Raw genomic sequence first — 18411 nt, 5'->3', positions numbered from 1 at the left:
TTTGTAAATGCAAGTCTTTTTTTACATTTTAGCGATAGAAAAAAAAATATGATTTAATTTAAAACCTTAGGCTTGACAGGGTTAACTATTTGATTTTTATTAATAATTAAATTGATCAAAAAATAATCAATTCAAAGAAAAGCCTTATCTTTTGAGCCGGACAAGTTGTCAAGTCTGTTTCAATCCACAAAGTTATCCACAGCTTTTGTGGACAACTGTGGAAAAGTCCAAAAGATAAGCATCTTGACTAAAAAATGAACGCAATCGTTCAATATATCAATCTAAATAAAACATGAAAATGAAACTAATAAGACATTTTCATGAAAATAAATTCTTTTGATGCGATAGCGGTCCGAATCGGCTAAAATTGCGCGGTATTTTTTTTATGGGTTAATCTCGTCTATGTACTCGCCAGTTGAGTCCGAACAAGGATTTAATTTCAAACCTGAACTGCCAACAAGCTCAGCCTACTACCGTTTGTTGAAGAAGCTTCGCCGCCAGGTCGGACATGCCATTCGTGACTTCAAGATGATTGAAGAAGGCGATAAGGTCATGGTGTGTATTTCTGGTGGTAAAGACAGTTATACCCTGTTGGATATCCTGCTACAGTTCAAGCGCATCGCACCGATCAATTTCGATGTAGTGGCTGTGAATCTGGACCAGAAACAGCCAGGCTTCCCGGAAGATGTATTACCGCGTTATTTAGAAGAAAATAACATTCCGTATTACATTTTGGAAAAAGACACCTACAGCATCACCAAAAAGTTGACGCCTGAAGGTAAAACCTACTGTGCAGTCTGTTCGCGTTTGCGTCGTGGTTCTTTATACGGTTTTGCGCAGGAAATTGGTGCGACCAAGGTTGCCTTAGGCCATCATCGTGATGATATCTTGGCGACTTTCTTCCTGAACCTGTTCCATGGCGGCAGCTTGAAAGCTATGCCACCAAAACTGTTGTCTTCAGACAAAAAGAACATTCTGATTCGTCCACTGGCCTATGTGGAAGAAAAAGACATCATTAAATATGCAGAAATGCGTCAATTTCCAATTATTCCATGTAATTTATGTGGCTCTCAGGACAACCTGCAGCGCGCAATTATCAATGACATGTTACGTGATTGGGATAAAGCACATCCAAAACGTCTGCACAGCATTTTTGGCGCATTGCAAAATGTTTCGCCATCACAGCTAGTCGATCGTGAATTATTTGATTTTGAAGTTCTGGATAGCCAGCGTGAATTCGACTTCAAAGGTGGTGATTCAACTGAAGAAGCGGTGGAAGGCGAGAACCGCCGGATCAATATGGTTAATCTGGGCTTTGCTGCAGACTAATTTTAGAACGTGTAGACATCAGCCTGCGGGTTGATGTCTGCTTATAAACATAAATAAAAATAGAACTACAAAAATTGAACGGCGCGTACAAAATTCGTTAGCCTTTGCGCTAATGATCATGATATAACAAAGCACAAGCATAATAGCTTCAACATGATGTCGTCTGGATAGTCGACACAAATGAACAAATAATTTGAGGAAAGATCATGCCTGCTTTTTTAACTGATGATTGGTTTTCAACTGTAGAAACTCTAACTGCGCAAGCTGGCGATTTGAATTTGCCACCAGCTTTGGCGAACCTTGCGATTAATTTGGTTGTAGCGGACACTACAGGTAATACTGAACTATCTTTAGATGGTGGGGCAATCAAAAAAGGTTTGTCTTCAAATGCCAAAACCACGCTGAATATGGATGGCGAAACTCTACGTAAAGTTTTCCTGGAGTTTGATATGGCGGCTGCGATGCAGGCCTTTATGACGGGTAAAATTAAAGTACAAGGTGATATGTCACAATTGATGGCACTTCAGACTGCAAAACCAAGTCAGGAACAAAAAGATTTGTTCAAGAAAGTGCTTGAAAATACCACAGCTTAATTCTGCTAAGACATTAACCTGAATGAAGACGAAAAAAGCTTACCCTGAGGTAAGCTTTTTTTATGGCATTTTGATTAACGCTAAGATTTCAGCTTAGATATTCACCAATTGCGGTGTGGTCTTGATATGCTCCAGATAAGCACGAATACGGGTTACATATTGCACCGCTTGACGGTAACGACCATTATTGGCCTTATTCTGATCCAGATAGGCATATAAGTTCACCCAGTTATTCGGGTTCTTGCCTTGCGACTGAATGCGCTTTTGCAACTGATTCACTGCACCTGGACCCATATTATACGCTACCAGTGCAAACCAGTTCCGATCTGGAAAAGGAATATGCTCATAGCGACTAAGCATTTGATCATAATACTTGGCACCACCCTGAATACTTTGAGCAGGATCGGTACGGTTACTCACGCCCATGGCTTTTGCTGTACTGTTGGTCAGCATCATCAAACCACGCACACCCGTCGGAGAAACTGAATTCGGTTTCAGATAAGATTCCTGATAACCAATGGCCGCCAGTAAATGCCAATCCAGATCATACTGCTGCGCTGTCTGTTTAAAACTCGCTTCATAGATCGGCAGGCGATTGTTCAAATCACGTTGAATGGTGGTCCAGGATTCCTCTTTCACCACATTCTGATTATAAAATGAAGCAAGCTGCTTGATGGCACCACTTTGTTTACCTTTGCAGACAAAAGCACTGGCCGTCTGGCTCAAAGGATCTGTAGCAGATTTAAATACCAGGTTTAAATTGGTATTCAAGCCATTACTCGACAGAATCGATTCATCGCCACAAGTGGCTGAGAATGACGTCAAACGCTTGTTTTCAATGGTGCGTATATCGGTAGTTGTCATAGCCAGATTGGCTTTACCCTGAGCAACCCATTGTAGTGCCGTATTATTATCAGGAACGATTTTAAAATCGAGCTTTACATTCAGATTGTTGGCATAGTTACGAACCAGATCATAACCGAAGCCATGTAGATGTTGTCCATCCTGAAATACGGTAGTCGGATTTTCAACCGCAACCACGGTCAACTTATTGCTATTGACCACATGATCAAACTGAAGTGTGGTCTTACTTGCATTGATACTGTGTAGGGGAATAAATGCAGTGCTCAGTACAAGTGCTTTCAAAGGGAGAGAAGAAATTACAGATCTTAGGCAAAGCCTCGACCCAGTGGATGAACTACTGTGCATGTTGTCTCCGCTACAAGTAATTTATGCCCTAAAAATCACAGCCAACAAAGCCAGAAATTTTAACAGTTTGATAAATTCAATAAGGGTTGGGCAGTCATGACGTCATTCAAAATGACAAGAGATTTAAAGATAATTATGTAGAAAAACTACATAGATTAAAAAGTAAGCATTTCCGGAAGTTGCTGGCATATTAATGATCTGAAAAACGATTGTCAAATTTTGTACACAAATTATTTTTAAAAATAATTTTAAGATATTGAAATATAAAGTTAATTTTTTTGGAATTTTACCATTGTGTTAAAATGGTAAATAAAATAATCTGTTTGTAAGTTAAAACACTGAAAATATGATCAGCAAGACGTATGAAATCCAACTTAATCACCCGTGCTGGACACGATAAATTGGTGGCAGAACTTAAAAATCTCTGGCATGAAGAGCGCCCTGAAATTACCAAAAAAGTGAACTGGGCCGCCAGTCTTGGCGACCGTTCTGAAAACGCAGACTACCAATATAACAAGCAAATTTTACGTAAAATTGATCGACGGGTCAGGTATCTCGGCAAGCGCCTCGAAGAACTGAAAATCATCGATTTTTCCCCGGAGCAGGAAGGGAAAGTTTATTTTGGTGCCTGGGTAGAAATTGAAAATGAAGAAGGCGAACAAAAAACTTTACGTATTGTCGGTGTAGATGAAATTTATGATCATCATCCGCAGCATATATCGATCAGTTCACCGATGGCACGCGCGTTATTGGGCAAGCAGGTCGATGATGAGGCCGAGGTATTGACCCCCTCCGGCAAGAAACTCTGGTTCATCAATTCAATTCGTTATGAAAAGTCAGAAAATTCAGCAGATTAATGGAATTGATTTTATTTTGTGCAGTTGATGCAGTGAAAGTATAAAAATATTTGCCAAGCGTGATTTTTGTTTATATCATGTCGGCCATGGAAGCGTGGCAGAGCGGTTTAATGCACCGGTCTTGAAAACCGACGAGGGTGTGAGTCCTCCGTGAGTTCGAATCTCACCGCTTCCGCCAAATTTTAAAAACCCCAGTCGAAAGATTGGGGTTTTGCTTTTTGAGGCTGCAGATCTTGAATACTCAATTCCTCAGTCCTGAACTCAAGGCATAAAATCTTGAAAAATGGGCGTATCGGCCAAATATAGAGTCAGAGGCGCCAACGCGCTATCATACGCCCAAGCATCATATGGATTTCATTATGAAAATTGTCGCAGATGAAAATCTGGCATTTACCGATTATTTCTTTTCCGAATTTGGTGATATTCAACATCGTGCAGGGCGAACCTTAAGCGCAGATGATGTCAAAGATGCCGATAGCTTGCTGGTACGTTCAGTGACTCAGGTCAATGAAGTACTGCTACAGAATAGTTCGATCAAATTTGTGGGCAGTGCCACCATTGGTACAGATCATTTGGATATTGCTGCATTAGAACAACATGGGATTCAGTGGAGTAATGCAGCCGGCTGTAATGCGCAAGCAGTGGCTGAATATGTCATTACCGCATTATTGCAGGTACGTCCTGAATTACTCGATGCCAATGCGACATTTACCTTGGGTATTGTCGGTTTGGGTAATGTTGGAATCCGATTGGCCTACATGGCGAAGCTCTTGGGCTGGCGCGTGATTGGCTATGATCCTTTGGTGCAAAGAGAGCAGGTTGATCAAGTTGAATTTCATGAATTATTGCAGCAGGCGGAGGCAATTTCAATTCATGTCCCTTTAACCAAAACAGGTATATATCCAACCTATCATTTATTTAATGCTACTGCGTTGGCAAAAATGCAGCCTGACGCGATCCTGATTAACTCAGCGCGTGGGCCAGTGATTGAAGAAACTGCCTTAATTCAAGATATTAAAGCGACACAACGCCCCGTAATTTTGGATGTTTTTGAACACGAACCGCTGATTTCAGCAGAACTTCTGGATCTGGTGACTTTGGTGACTCCGCATATTGCCGGCTATAGCCTGGAAGGCAAGGCACGTGGTACCCAGATGATTTACGAAGCTTTTTGTCAAACTTTCGGTTTTGCAGCCAATAAACAGTTTGAATCCCAGCTGCCTATCTGTGAGCAGTTTTTTCAGGGGCAGGATTTAAAAATGGCATTGCAACAGCATTTATCCCAAATTTATGACATTGCTCGTGATGATGCCAATCTACGTGCCTGTCTCAAAGAAGGCAAAATCGATCAGCAGGCATTTGATCATTTACGTAAAACCTATCCGCTGCGTCGTGAGTGGGCAGCACATGGTGGGCCGAAGGCATGACGATGACGTATCAACCCACTTGTGACCTTCAAGCCATGCGTGCACGGGCGACCTTATATCGTCAAATCCGTCAATTTTTCGCTGAGCGGGATGTATTAGAGGTGGAAACACCGATTTTGTCTCAAGCTGGTGTGACCGATGTGCATTTAGCCTCGGTACAGGCACAGCGCCATGTGCTGGGTAAACTGAATACGCATTATTTGCAGACCTCACCCGAATTTGCTATGAAGCGCTTATTGGCCAGTGGTAGTGGACCCATTTACCAAATCTGTAAGGTCTTCCGCAATGATGAGCATGGACGCAAGCACAATAGCGAATTCACCATGCTGGAATGGTATCGCCCGGGATTTAGCTTAAAAGATCTGATGTTTGAAGTATCGGATTTGCTGAATGTGACTTTGAAAGCACGTTTTGGCGAAATCCGTCCGACCATTCTAAGCTATAAACATGCTTTCATGGATCGTCTGGATCTCAATCCACTTCAAGCCACTTTACAGGAACTGAAAGATTGCTGCCGCCGCGTTGGACTCAATCTGGATTTAGGCGAGGATCGTCTCGGTTATATCGACCTGTTATTTTCACATATGGTTGAACCTAGTCTGGGTTTTGATACTGCAGTATTCCTGATTGATTTCCCCCCTGAAATGGCATCACTGGCCAAAACCCGAACCGATGAAGATGGTGAACTGGTCGCCGCACGTTTTGAATTGTATATCGAAGGTTTAGAATTGGCCAATGCCTATGATGAGCTGATTGATGCCGACGTATTGCGTTCGCGCTTTGAGGCGGATAATGCAGAACGGGCCAAGCTGGGCTTGCATGTCATGCCGATCGATAAATATCTATTGGCAGCTTTACCGAATATGCCGGAATGTTCTGGAATTGCCCTTGGAATTGACCGTTTGTTGATGATTGCAACCAATCAAATGAAACTGGAGCAAGTGATTACTTTTCCGGCAGATATTTCCTGATGGTACTGATCCAATATTTCTTAATTCCTTTTGTGATAAAGAGAAATTAAGCTATTAAAAAAGCACCCGAGGGTGATTTTTTATTATTCAATCGCTACGGTTTGTTGTGCTTTGAGTTCACCGAGTGCCTGAATCCGTCGTTCAATCAGCATTTCACCAATATCCGGACCCTGAATATCGGCAGGCAGGTCTTGTGCCTTGATGGCGCGTACGGTTTGCATGGCATCGAGGACATATTGTGCTTGTGGATAAGCACGATCTTCCAGACCTAGACGGCCACGTGAATCACATTCACACGCCTGGACGAAAGCTTCGACACGTTCAGGGCGACGTAACACATCCAGACGTTGCAATAATCGCCATAAGGTTCCCGGCTTAAGATTGAAGGCCTGATGGCATTTCAGATGCTCTTTGCACACCGCCAAAGCCAGCTGCTTGGTATACGTCGGCACTTTTAAACGGTCACACAGTTCATTCACTGGCTTGATGCCACGCTCTTCATGCATGATATGTCGCGGTAATTCTTCAACCGGCGTTAAAGCTTTTCCTAAGTCATGCACTAAAACGGCAAAACGTACATCCAGACTATAATTTTGACGACACGCCTGCTGCAAGGACATCATCGTGTGAATGCCGCAGTCAATTTCCGGATGATATTCTGGGCGTTGTGGAATGCCATATAAGGCATCAATCTCAGGGAAGAGTACCTTTAAAGCACCACATTGACGTAATACTTCAAAATACACATCAGCATGACGTTCGGATAATGCACGGGAAGTCTCTTTCCAGACGCGTTCTGGTATCAATGCATTTAATTCACCGGTTTCAGTCAAGCGTTGCATTAATGCCAAGGTTTCATCGGCAATCACAAAGCCTGCACTGGTATAACGGGCAGCAAAACGGGCTATTCGCAGTACGCGCAATGGATCTTCGATAAAGGCATCGGAAACATGACGTAGAATCCGGTTTTCCAAGTCCTGTTGACCACCATAGGGATCATAAACCTGGCCGGCATCATCCATGGCCATGGCATTAATGGTCAAATCGCGACGAATCAGATCCTGCTCTAGCGTAACGCTGACATCGGTATGAAACTCAAAACCATGATAACCGGCGCCAGATTTACGTTCGGTACGCGCCAGTGCATATTCTTCTTTTGTTTGGGGATGTAGAAAAACAGGGAAATCTTTGCCTACGGGCTGATAGCCTAAGTCAAGCATTTGCGCGGGAGTTGCACCAACGACCACATAATCTTTTTCGTGATAGGGGTGTCCGAGCAAATGATCTCGAACTGCGCCGCCTACTAAATAAACTTGCATGAAAAAACCTCTATTCTTAGAAGCATCATGCTACAGAATAGAGGTTTTCTCAAGTTAAGAAACGAGGCTGATGCGTCGTTATCTTGTCATTGGCTTAAAGTGCATCTTGTTCCGCTTGCTGGATTTCTGCAACAGTCAGTGCAGTCATGTTGATCACACGACGCGTGGTCGCAGTCGGTGTCAAGATGTGCACAGGTTTCGCAGCACCTAGAAGAATTGGACCAATCGTTACGTTGTTGCCTGAAGTTGCCTTTAACAGGTTAAACGAGATATTGGCAGCATCTAGATTCGGCATGATTAGCAAGTTTGCAGAGCCTTTGAAACGTGAATTCGGGAATGCAAACTGACGAATGTTTTCATCCAGAGCAGCATCACCGTGCATTTCACCTTCAACTTCCAGCTCAGGCGCGATTTCAGACAGGATGTCATATACCTTACGCATTTTTTGCGCGCTAGCATCATGCTGGTCTGAACCGAAACTTGAGTGAGACAGCAGGGCAATACGTGGTGTCATACCAAAACGGCGAACTTCTTCAGCGGCTAGAATGGTCATTTCAGCCAGCTGCTCAGCCGTTGGATTGGTGTTGACATAGGTATCGGCAATGAACAGGTTGCGGTCTTCAAGCATCAAGGCATTCAGGGTAAAGAAAGTGTTATGACCATCTTTCTTGCCAATGATGTTGCTGACGAAGTCCAGGTGAATGTCGTAGCTTGAATACGTACCACACAGCATACCGTCTGCCATACCATGTTTCACAAGCATCGCTGCGATCAGGGTCGAGCGACGACGTGCTTCACGCTGTGCATATTCAGGCGTTACACCCTTACGCTGCATGATGTTGTAATAATCGTCTGCAAACATTTCATAGTTCGGGTTCTTTTCCTGATCAACAATCGTGATATTCACGCCATCTTCAAGACGCAGACCCAATTTTTTAATGTTGGCTTCAATTACAGCTGGGCGACCCACCAGAATTGGAATTGCCAAACCATCATCTACCGCAATTTGAACTGCGCGAAGTACACGCAGGTCTTCACCTTCCGCATAAGCAATACGTTTAGGATCAGATTTGGCTTGTTCGAAAATCGGTTTCATCATGAATGCAGAGTTGTAGACAAACTCAGACAAACGTTGACGATAATGCGAGAAATCCGTGATTGGACGTGTTGCCACGCCAGAATCCATGGCTGCTTGTGCAACAGCAGGTGCGATTTCTAGAATCAAACGTTGATCCAGTGGTCCCGGAATCAGGTATTCACGGCCAAATGATGCAGATTTTTCACCATAAGTCGCCGCATCAGCTTCAACGTGTGCCATACGCGCGATCGCGTGGACACAGGCAATTTTCATTTCTTCGTTAATGGTGGTTGCACCAACGTCCAATGCACCACGGAAGATGTACGGGAAGCACAGTGCGTTATTCACCTGGTTCGGATAGTCAGAACGGCCAGTTGCCATGATCACGTCATCACGTACTTCATGCGCATGTTCAGGCAGAATTTCTGGATCCGGGTTTGCCAAGGCAAAGATGATCGGATCTTCAGCCATGACCTTGACCATTTCTTTGGTCAGAATGCCCGCAGCAGAAAGACCGAGGAACATGTCTGCACCCGCAATCACGTCACCGAGCTGAGTAGCTTCGATGTCTTGTACATAGGCTTTCTTGGATTCATCCAGGCCTTCACGATGCGTAGTCAGCAGACCGCGTGAATCGGCAACGATGATGTTCTCTTTTTTAGCACCCAGAGCGCAAAGCAGATTCAAACAAGACAGTGCAGCAGCACCCGCGCCTGAAGCCACAATCTTGATGTCTTCAATTTTTTTGCCGTTGATTTGTAACGCATTGAGAAGTGCAGAACCCACAATAATCGAAGTACCGTGCTGATCATCATGGAATACCGGAATATTCATGCGTTCACGCAATTTTTGCTCGATATAGAAACACTCTGGCGCCTTGATATCTTCAAGGTTAATCCCGCCGAAAGTCGGTTCTAATGCAGCGACAATATCCACAATTTTGTCTGGATCATTTTCAGCAATTTCGATATCGAATACATCAACGCCAGCAAATTTTTTGAATAATACGCCTTTACCTTCCATAACAGGTTTAGAAGCCAAAGGACCAATATTACCCAGGCCAAGCACGGCAGTACCATTGGTCACGACAGCAACCAGGTTACCACGAGCCGTATACAATGCAGCAGTTGAAGGGTCGCGTTCAATCTCAAGACATGGTGCAGCTACGCCAGGCGAGTAAGCAAGGGCCAAGTCACGTTGGTTGACCAATTGTTTGCTTGGTGTAACGCTGATTTTCCCCGGGGTAGGAAATTCGTGATAATAAAGGGCCTGTTGCTTTAAAGATTGTTCGTCCATCAGTCTCTCGATCGTTGTAAAGATTACCCGGTCAGCGGGCAAAGAATTTATTTATGTTCCTGAATATACCATTTGTTAGCCAGTTCGGACAGACAAAGACGGCCGTTTTTCCAACAAACTTATTGTGCTCGGGTATGGACTTAGACTTGAGATATATAAGTCTGATGTGTCTTGTCTCGCACTAAATAAGTGGTTGCATCCTGCTCAGGAAGCGGTTTGGAAAATAAGTAACCCTGGGCAATATCACAGTCTAAATCACGTAGATATTCTAGCTGTTCTTCAGTCTCGATCCCTTCCGCGACCACGGTCATGCCCATGGCTTTACCCATGGCCACCATGGCGCTGACAATCGCTGCCTGTTTGTTTTCCCCAATCTTGCAAACAAAACTGCGATCAATTTTTAAGGTATCAATTGGAAAATCAGCAAGATAGGAGAGAGAAGAATAACCTGTACCGAAATCATCTAGGGCAATATGAATATGTCGCTGTTTAATTTCATTCAGCAGGTTTTTGACCGCTTCCGAATTTTCAATTAAAGAAGATTCGGTAATTTCCAGCTCCAGGCTGGCGCCAGAAATATGGTTGTCTGCAATGGCTTGGTCCAGATCATCAAGTAATTGACCACGACGCAATTGCTGCGCCACGATATTGACTGATACACAAATATGATTAAAGCCCAGATCATTCCATTGGCGAATCTGTTTAGCGGCCTGCTGGATCACCAGACGGCCAATGTCTGAAATCAGGCTGGTCTGTTCCGCTAAGGGGATAAACAGCCCGGGTGCAATAATGCCTTTTTCTGGATGGTTCCAGCGAATCAGCGCTTCAAAGCCATAAATGCTTTGATCGCTAAAATTGATTTTTGGCTGATAATACACCACCAGCTCATTATTCTGGATCGCTTTACGCAAATCCCGTTCCAGGAAAACCCCTTTATTCTGTAACGCATTATTTTCACTAGAATAAAAATGAATGGTGTTGCCACCGAGATTTTTGGCTTCGTTCAATGCCTGTTCGGCGCAGTTATTTAAATAATCCAGCTGACGGCCATGATCCGGATAGAATGCCACGCCCATGGACAGGGTAATCACATGATCCTGACCGTAAATATTAAACGGTCTGCTAAAGGCCTGAGCAATGCGTTCACAATGGTGCTGAACTGAAGGGCGAATATGTGAAATTTCATAGAGAATCGCAAAATCATCACCGTTTAGATGTGCAACAAATAGCGCTTCTGCATTGGTCATGCGCAGCCGCTGCGCCACCTGGCGTAGAAGTTCATCACCGCCGTTATTGGATAGATATTCATTCAATGGGCGGAAACGGTCGATATTAAGCCGAATCACAGCCATCTCTTTAATCGAGTCTTTTTGCGAAACCAGATACTGATGTAGCTGATAGTTATAATAAAAGCGGTTCGGCAAGTCAGTCAGTGTGTCGTAATTTTCCAGATAGGACAGGCGCTGTTCCTGTAATTTACGTTCAGTCAGATCTGATACGATGCCAATATAATGGGTAATCCGGCCTTCATCATCAGTCACGGCATTAATATGCAGCCATAAGGTCGACTCTTTGCCAGACAGAAATTTGGCATAAACCTCTCCATCATAAGAGCCAATCTTTTGAATCTGTTTGACAATATTGGCCTGAAAAGTACGTTGCTGGGATTTATTTTGCACCGCAATATCAAATAAGGATTTACCGATAATTTCGTCACGCTCAAAACCGCTCAGGTATTCATAGTGAGGATTGACATCGATATAATCTAATTCAGGATTCAGAATAAAAATGCCTTCCGCAGCCTGTTCTAGTACACTGGCCACCAGTTTTAAACGTTCTTGAGAAAGACGTTCCTGCTGAATATCACGACGGATACCGACCATGCGCAAGGGTTTTTTATTTTTAGGATCACGACTGATCACCCGGCCAATATCATGCACCCAACTCCAGCCACCTTCACTGAGCTTGATCCGGTAAGTAGCATCATAGCGTTCAATCTGGCCACGCAAATGCTGTTTCATATTGCGCTTAAAATAGTCCAGATCTTCAGGGTGAATCAGATACTGTAATTGCAGATGGTGATCTTTGGAATCGCGCAGAATCTTTTCGTCTTTATGATTGGTTAAGGTGATGCTGCGCTCTTGAATATTCCAGTCCCATGGCCGAATACCGGCAATTTCATGTGCAAGTTCTAGGTTTTGCTGCTGATTCTTCAGGTCATGATTGATCTGTTCAATATCATAGGTACGTTCCCGTACTTTTTGCTCCAGCAATTGATTGCTGAGCTGTAATTGCAGTTCAATATCTTTGGATTTATTAACTTCAGTTTTGAGTTGCTGGCACAGTTCATCAGTCCAATGCACTTGCTGTTCGGCATTTTTCACCAGAATATCATTTTCCGCATACAGGCGTGAGGTACGGCTGTGAATTCGATAACTACTCGTCGCGCACAGCAAAATCACAATCATGGCGAAATTTAAGGCCAGGGCAAAGAAAGGATTGGAATGACCTATATGATAAATTTGCGACAATAAAAAGGGCAGTAAAGACGGTAGAAATGCCAGACAGAAATAACTCAGTTTCTGGGTCAGGTAGGTTAAACCAAAAGTTTGGGTAACAATCAGCAATAAGGCAGACAAGGTCAGTGCTTCAATATCTTCAAATGCAGGATTGGTCTGTGGCAAATAATAGTAAATCGTAAAAATACCTGCCGCGATACTGATCCCAACAGCCAGACTCTGTATCTGTAACCAGCGGTGTGCACTTTTTTGATTATAGTGTTCAGGTTTAAAATACAGCGTACTCACCAGCCAGCACATGCTGACCAGGAGTTCTGTCAGAATAAACCAGGTATTAAAATACGTATTAGAAGGACTATATTGAATGTGATAAATACAAAAAATATAAAGGCAAATTACCATTATACTGAGCAAAAAATAGCGACTATGGCGAAGCGTGTTCGCAATCTGAGCATCATGTAAATGTTGCTGAATATAGTCGTCCTGATTATCAACCATGTGATTCAATGCCTGTATTCATCCTAAACGGTTTTGTCCTTGTGCATTGTTGTTATAAAAACCCCAGGAAATGTGTGAAATTAATTAATAAGTATTTGTTATTCTTTAGTCGAGATTAGATGTCTTAAAAATAAAAATCAACAAAATTAAAGACAAATTTTTACTCATCCGATGAACTAAAGCACATAATTTAAAATTGACAGGGCAACAACAGGAGCAGTTTCGGTACGCAGGACGCGCTCGCCGATACACCAGTTAAGAAAACCTTTCTGGTTTGCGGCACTAATTTCTGCCTCACTCAGACCACCTTCAGGGCCAATTAGAAGGGCAAGATCCAAGGTCGCCTCTGCCAGTACATCTGTTTCATCTTTATTGGGTGCCAAAACCAGTTTGGTGTTGGGTAGTTCAGTGTCCAGCCATTTTTCCAGGGAGATGGGCGCTAAAATCTTGGGTACAATATTTAGACCACATTGTTCACAAGCCGCAATAGCAACGCCTTGCCAGTGATCTAGCTTTTTTTGATCACGATCATACTTTAAACGCATCTCACAGCGATCCGAAGTCAGCAGCTGAATCTCGGATACGCCCAGTTCGACTGCTTTCTGAATCGCATAATCCATGCGGTCGCCTTTACTCATTACTTGACCGAGTAAAGCCTGAAACTTGGGTGTGCGATTGGCAGGACTAAATGCATTGACCGAGACGGTGGCTGATTTTTTAGCAACTTCGGTTAAAGTCACGTCATATTCGCCACCCTGTCCATTGAACAGGGTCGCGCTTTCACCGACTTGCGCGCGTAAAACTTTTACCCAATGATGAAATACAGTTTCCGTAAGCTCAAGGCTGACATCAACAGTTAAATCAGCATCTATATAAAAACGTGGCATTGATCGTTCTACTCAAAAAATCGGTGAAATAAAAGGCTTAAGCTAAACCAAGATCGGTGACCAGCTGACGGGTAGGGTCAGTAGTGTTCATGGTGTAGAAATGCAAGCTTGGCGCACCACCTGCAAGCAGACGCTCACAGAATTTAACCACAACTTCATGGCCAAAGGCTTTAATGCTAGCAGTATCGTCACCATAGGTTGCCAGTTGCTTGCGAATCCAGCGTGGAATCTCAGCGCCGGTACCATCAGCAAAGCGAATCAGGTTGCTGGCATTGGTAATTGGCATGATGCCTGGCGCAACTGGAATATCGATTCCTGCTTTCTGGATGCGATCTACAAAGTAGAAATAAGCATCTGGATTGAAGAAGAACTGGGTTAATGCCGCATTGGCACCCGCATTAACTTTATCAACAAAGTGCTGAATGTCTTTGTCAAAGCTTTCAGCCTGAGGATGCATTTCCGGATAAGCTGCGACTTCAATCTTGAAATGATCGCCTGAATGTTCGCGGATAAAACGAACCAGATCAGCTGCATAAGGTAATTCACCCAAACCCACTTGGCCTGAAGGCAAGTCACCACGCAGGGCAACAATACGGTTAATGCCTTGAGATTTGTACAGGTCTAGAAGTTCAGCAATACGTGCTTTGTCATCGCCAATACAAGACAAGTGAGGGGCAACAGGTGCGCCTTTGCCATTAAAGTCATTGATAGTAGACAGGGTGCGTTCACGAGTGGAACCACCAGCACCATAGGTCACAGAGAAGAACTCTGGATTTAAGAGTTGTAGCTCTTGATGCACAACTTTGAGTTTTTCCGCACCTACATCAGTTTTGGTTGGGAAGAATTCAAATGAAATTGGAATCTGTTTAGACATGTTCAAATCCTTTTTATAAATACTTTTTAATTAGTTTTACCTCTCCTAAATCCTCTCTTGCGCTGAGCTTCAAAGCAGTGCTTTAAGCACGCTCAGGAGAGGATTTACTCTCGATGACATACATTTGGTAATGAATGTTCCCTCTCCCTATGGGAGAGGGTTAGGGAGAGGGTGGAGTTTAATTAGTATTTATAAGCATCAGACTTGAATGGACCTTCAACTTGAACGCCTAAGTAATCCGCTTGTTCTTGAGTCAATTGAGTCAAGACACCACCGAAACCAGCAACCATCGCAGCAGCAACTTCTTCATCTAATTTCTTAGGAAGAAGTTCTACACGAATTTGTGCAGCTTTTTCAGATTCTGGAAGATCAGCAAATTTCTCAGCGAATAAATGCATTTGACCCAATACCTGGTTGGCAAATGAACCATCCATAATACGTGATGGGTGACCAGTCGCATTACCAAGGTTCACCAAACGGCCTTCAGAAAGAAGGATCAGGTAATCATTTTCATTTTCTGAACGATACACCTGGTGTACTTGAGGTTTAACTTCAACCCACTTGTAGCCACGTAGGTAAGCTGTATCAATTTCAGTATCAAAGTGACCGATGTTACAAACAACTGCGCCAGCTTTTAATGAATCAAGCATTGCAGCGTCACATACGTGGTAGTTACCTGTTGTAGTTACGATAAGGTCAGTGTTTTGAAGAAGGTCAACATTGATGTCTTCTTTCTTGCCAGTTTGCACGCCATTTTTGTATGGAGATACAACTTCATAACCGTCCATGCATGCTTGCATTGCACAGATTGGGTCAACTTCAGTTACGCGTACAATCATGCCTTCTTGACGAAGTGATTGTGCAGAACCTTTACCTACGTCACCGTAACCGATTACAAGCGCACGACGGCCAGATAAAAGCATATCTGTACCACGTTTGATTGCATCGTTCAGTGAGTGACGGCAACCGTATTTGTTGTCGTTTTTAGACTTGGTTACTGAATCGTTTACGTTGATTGCAGGAACTTTTAAAGTGCCATCACGAAGCATTTCGTACAGACGTTGAACACCTGTCGTTGTTTCTTCAGTTACACCGTGAATTTTTGCAATCACTTCTGGATATTTTTCATGAACAAGTAGCGTTAAGTCACCGCCATCGTCAAGAATCATGTTGGCATCCCAAGGCGTGCCATTTACATTGATTTGTTGTTCAAGACACCACATATATTCTTCTTCAGTTTCGCCTTTCCAAGCAAACACAGGAATGCCCGCAGCGGCGATAGCAGCAGCAGCATGGTCTTGAGTCGAGAAGATGTTACATGAAGTCCAGCGAACTTCTGCGCCTAATTCAACCAGTGTTTCAATAAGAACAGCTGTTTGAATGGTCATGTGGATACAGCCGAGAATTTTCGCGCCTGCAAGTGGTTTTGCTGCCGAGTAGCGTTTACGCAGACCCATGAGGGCTGGCATTTCAGCTTCAGCAAGTTTGATTTCTTTACGGCCGTAATCAGCAAGTGAAATATCAGCAACTTTGTAATCTGTAAATGAAGCAGTAACCGCGTTCATCAGGATCTCCTAGGAAAAAATAGATTGGATCGTTCTGTTCGCGGATGCCGTTGTTGATCAGAACGAATGTCTGACCGATGGTCGAGCCTAGCGATTTTACATTTAGTGCCTGTAAAACGTCGCAGCATCCCTCGACTAGCGCCGTATTGTACTTGGATTTAAAGTGATAGCCAAGTTATATAAAATCCGATACAAATACATTGACTTAAAAATATACTAAGGAAGAAGAATGGATGACTTAGAGGAAATTACAAAATCCATCGATGTGCTGATCCAAGATAAACCACTGGATTTCCTTGGACACTGTGAGCTAAAAACTGGGTGTAAATTATTGATCATAGATTTACTTATAAATTTTAATAGGTTGGAGGTGCATCTCAAGAGGCTCGTAACATATGTAGAAATACCTACATATAAGGATGAAGTGAGAACCTTACCTTTGTCACAGCTTATAAATGTGAAAGAATTACATAAGCATTTGAATGGTGAAATAATTTATTTATTGGGGAAAGTTGAGAAGAACTTATTTGTTAGAAATTTAATTGCTCATTCAATTCCTACACTAATAAAGGATAAATATATCGTTTTCTTATCTCATGATATTAGTGAATTAAAAAAATACGCATCAATGCGAAGAGGGAGGATTATAAATATGCAGAAACAGAGAGAACGAAAGCCTTATTAAAATTGAAAGAAAAAATAGATCATAGTAATTATAGTGTTTGTGATCCTAGACAGTATCGTGGACAATCGATCCCTCTAAATTCTTGAAATATTTCTGTTCAAAGGCTTCTGGACTTAACCAGCCGTTTGCAGAATGCCTTCTGACCCGATTGTAATAAATCTCAATATAATCAAACAAGACCGCATTCGCCTCTTTTCGAGTCGAAAACACACTGCCATGTACCACATGACCTTTTAATGTATGAAAGAAGCTTTCAGTCACTGCATTATCCCAACAGTTTCCACGTCTAGACATACTCTGAGTACAATCATTTTTCAGTAACAGCGCTCTAAAATCACGACTACAGTACTGTGAACCTGAGAAGCACTGCTTCGCAAGGGAATGAACCATAACACCAGTTGGATAACCCTGACGAGCCATTGCATAGTTAAACGTATCACACACCAACTGGCGGTCTATTCGATGGCTGGTTTGCCACCCCACGATACGACGGCTAAATAAATCTAGCATCACACATAAATACAACCAACCTTCTTTAGTGCGGATATAGGTAATGTCTGTTGTCCAGACTTTATTAGGCTGAGTAACTGTAAATTGGCGATCCAACAAGTTGGGTGCTGTAGGCAAACGATGGGTTGAATCAGTCGTATGCTTGTATTTACGCGCAATCCTGCTACGTAAACCAAGCTTTTTTAGCATCCTTCCAATAGTACGTTCGCTCATGTTGTAACCTAAATCATGCATGTCATGTACTAATGAAGGTGCACCCAATCGTGCATGATGCTGCCAATATACGGCTTTTAAGTCATTATATTTCTGTGCCGTATTGGCTTGACGTTTTCGCCAGGCATAATAGCCTGAAGTGCTGACACCTAGGTATTTACAGGCAGAAGATACGGTGACTTCATTCATATCTAGATCTTGAATTACCGTGTACTTTTCTTGGCATGATCTGTTAGAAAGTACACATGCGCTTTTTTTAAGATGTCATTGGCTTCCTTGAGCTGTTTGACTTCTTTCTCTAATTCCACGATCCGCTGTTGTTCTGGTGAAAGTTGACGTTTGCTTGAACCTGCCGGATTGGTTTCACGAATCCATTTATCTAATGTTGAATAACCCACACCTAATTTCTGGGCGATTGCAGCTACAGACTCGTGTGAGTTTGAAAGTGCATAATCAATCGCTTGCTGTTTAAATTCGGGACTAAAACGTTTAGCCATTTCTTGAATCTCCAAAGATTAAAGTTACGTTATCTTTAGAGGGACGTGCTGTCCATTATTTTGTCTAGGATCAGTTATGAGGCT

General features: G+C 43.0%; 14 protein-coding genes and 1 tRNA gene. 7 read left to right on the top strand and 8 right to left on the bottom strand.

Annotation, left to right across the window (positions count from 1 at the left end; genetic code table 11):
- Positions 1-402 precede the first annotated feature (402 nt).
- Positions 403-1329 carry a tRNA 2-thiocytidine(32) synthetase TtcA gene (gene ttcA / locus F894_RS11135; RefSeq protein ID WP_004280538.1) on the top strand — a complete coding sequence of 309 codons (927 nt, stop codon included), beginning with the start codon at positions 403-405 and terminating at the stop codon, positions 1327-1329.
- A 206-nt stretch (positions 1330-1535) separates the two neighbouring features.
- On the top strand, positions 1536-1922 hold the full coding sequence (locus F894_RS11130) for an SCP2 sterol-binding domain-containing protein (protein ID WP_004280536.1): 387 nt from the start codon (positions 1536-1538) through the stop codon (positions 1920-1922).
- 93 nt (positions 1923-2015) lie between these two features.
- On the opposite strand, the gene F894_RS11125 is transcribed toward F894_RS11130, so the two are convergent.
- Positions 2016-3131 carry an MltF family protein gene (locus F894_RS11125; protein WP_005247689.1) on the bottom strand — a complete coding sequence of 372 codons (1116 nt, stop codon included), beginning with the start codon at positions 3129-3131 and terminating at the stop codon, positions 2016-2018.
- Positions 3132-3493: 362 nt separating this feature from the next.
- On the opposite strand from F894_RS11125, the gene greB reads away from it, so the two are divergent.
- From greB to epmA, 4 genes are all read left to right on the top strand, one after another.
- Positions 3494-3988 carry a transcription elongation factor GreB gene (gene greB, locus F894_RS11120; protein ID WP_004280533.1) on the top strand — a complete coding sequence of 165 codons (495 nt, stop codon included), beginning with the start codon at positions 3494-3496 and terminating at the stop codon, positions 3986-3988.
- Positions 3989-4076: 88 nt separating this feature from the next.
- Positions 4077-4166 (top strand) — tRNA-Ser (locus F894_RS11115).
- A gap of 181 nt (positions 4167-4347) precedes the next feature.
- Positions 4348-5415 carry a 4-phosphoerythronate dehydrogenase gene (locus F894_RS11110; protein WP_005247688.1) on the top strand — a complete coding sequence of 356 codons (1068 nt, stop codon included), beginning with the start codon at positions 4348-4350 and terminating at the stop codon, positions 5413-5415.
- The gene (gene epmA / locus F894_RS11105) at positions 5412-6386 is read left to right on the top strand and encodes an EF-P lysine aminoacylase EpmA (protein WP_005247687.1); all 975 of its coding nucleotides are present in this window, start codon (positions 5412-5414) and stop codon (positions 6384-6386) included. The genes F894_RS11110 and epmA overlap by 4 nt, the downstream gene beginning before the upstream one ends.
- An 83-nt stretch (positions 6387-6469) precedes the next feature.
- Here the strand turns inward: epmA and F894_RS11100 are convergent, their stop codons facing one another.
- The 6 genes from F894_RS11100 to ahcY form a co-directional block, all read right to left on the bottom strand.
- Positions 6470-7705 (bottom strand): multifunctional CCA addition/repair protein, encoded by a 1236-nt coding sequence (locus tag F894_RS11100; RefSeq protein WP_005247686.1) that lies wholly within the window; start codon positions 7703-7705, stop codon positions 6470-6472.
- A 94-nt stretch (positions 7706-7799) separates the two neighbouring features.
- Positions 7800-10079 (bottom strand): NADP-dependent malic enzyme, encoded by a 2280-nt coding sequence (locus F894_RS11095; RefSeq protein ID WP_004280528.1) that lies wholly within the window; start codon positions 10077-10079, stop codon positions 7800-7802.
- Positions 10080-10219: 140 nt separating this feature from the next.
- Positions 10220-13096 (bottom strand): putative bifunctional diguanylate cyclase/phosphodiesterase, encoded by a 2877-nt coding sequence (locus tag F894_RS11090; RefSeq protein ID WP_005247685.1) that lies wholly within the window; start codon positions 13094-13096, stop codon positions 10220-10222.
- Positions 13097-13272: 176 nt separating this feature from the next.
- Positions 13273-13983 carry a 16S rRNA (uracil(1498)-N(3))-methyltransferase gene (locus F894_RS11085; RefSeq protein WP_005247684.1) on the bottom strand — a complete coding sequence of 237 codons (711 nt, stop codon included), beginning with the start codon at positions 13981-13983 and terminating at the stop codon, positions 13273-13275.
- Between the two features lie 37 nt (positions 13984-14020).
- Positions 14021-14857 carry a methylenetetrahydrofolate reductase [NAD(P)H] gene (metF, locus tag F894_RS11080; protein ID WP_005247683.1) on the bottom strand — a complete coding sequence of 279 codons (837 nt, stop codon included), beginning with the start codon at positions 14855-14857 and terminating at the stop codon, positions 14021-14023.
- A gap of 182 nt (positions 14858-15039) precedes the next feature.
- Entirely contained in the window at positions 15040-16422 is a 1383-nt protein-coding gene (gene ahcY / locus F894_RS11075; protein ID WP_004645731.1) for an adenosylhomocysteinase, read from the bottom strand.
- Positions 16423-16651: 229 nt separating this feature from the next.
- Between ahcY and F894_RS11070 the strand changes: the two genes are divergently transcribed.
- Positions 16652-17107 carry a hypothetical protein gene (locus tag F894_RS11070; RefSeq protein ID WP_005247682.1) on the top strand — a complete coding sequence of 152 codons (456 nt, stop codon included), beginning with the start codon at positions 16652-16654 and terminating at the stop codon, positions 17105-17107.
- 45 nt (positions 17108-17152) lie between these two features.
- Here F894_RS11070 and F894_RS11065 read toward each other — a convergent pair.
- A protein-coding gene (locus tag F894_RS11065; protein WP_155756644.1) for an IS3 family transposase occupies positions 17153-18327 on the bottom strand; the annotation gives its coding sequence in 2 pieces (ribosomal slippage) (positions 17153-18093 and positions 18093-18327; 1176 coding nt in all).
- Positions 18328-18411: the final 84 nt, after the last annotated feature.

This window comes from Acinetobacter sp. CIP 51.11, assembly GCF_000369665.1.
GTDB classification, from domain to species: domain Bacteria; phylum Pseudomonadota; class Gammaproteobacteria; order Pseudomonadales; family Moraxellaceae; genus Acinetobacter; species Acinetobacter lwoffii_S.
This window is presented reverse-complemented; position numbering and strand designations above follow the sequence as displayed.